1 protein-coding gene is annotated in these 571 nt (G+C 69.9%); it reads right to left on the bottom strand.

What is annotated here, in order from left to right:
* The coding region (locus tag ACSNN9_RS28595; RefSeq protein WP_436676409.1) for a ketoacyl-synthetase C-terminal extension domain-containing protein at positions 1–571 on the bottom strand (571 nt) is incomplete at both ends.

The raw sequence follows: 571 nt of genomic DNA, 5'->3' as shown, positions 1-571 counted from the left end.
CCAACGACCACGACACATCCACCGACGACAGACCCGAACGATCACGCACGAACGACGCCAACCGCGCCGCCTGACCCACCAGACCCCGCTCCGAACGCCCCGACACCACCCACGGCACCGGTACGGACACCGCGCCCGTCGGCCCGATGCCATCGGCCTCGCCGCGTGCCTTCGCAGCCGACGCGGCCACGGGCTCCACCGCCTCGCCCACCGGCGCGACCGCCGACTCCGGCTGCTCAATGATCACGTGCGCGTTCGTGCCGGAGATGCCGAACGACGACACACCCGCCCGACGCGGACGACCCACCCCCGGCCACGCCCGAGACTCCGTCACCAACTCCACCGCACCCGACGACCAGTCCACATGCGACGACGGCGCATCCACGTGCAACGTCGCCGGGACCACGCCCGCCCGCATCGCCAAGATCATCTTGATGACGCCCGCCACCCCGGCAGCCGCCTGCGTGTGACCGATGTTCGACTTCACCGACCCCAACAACAACGGCACATCCCGACCCTGCCCATACGTCGCCAACAACGCCTGCGCCTCGATCGGATCACCCAACGTCGT

The sequence above is a fragment of the Micromonospora sp. URMC 107 genome (assembly GCF_051386315.1).
Classification (GTDB): Bacteria; Actinomycetota; Actinomycetes; order Mycobacteriales; family Micromonosporaceae; genus Micromonospora.
This window is presented reverse-complemented; position numbering and strand designations above follow the sequence as displayed.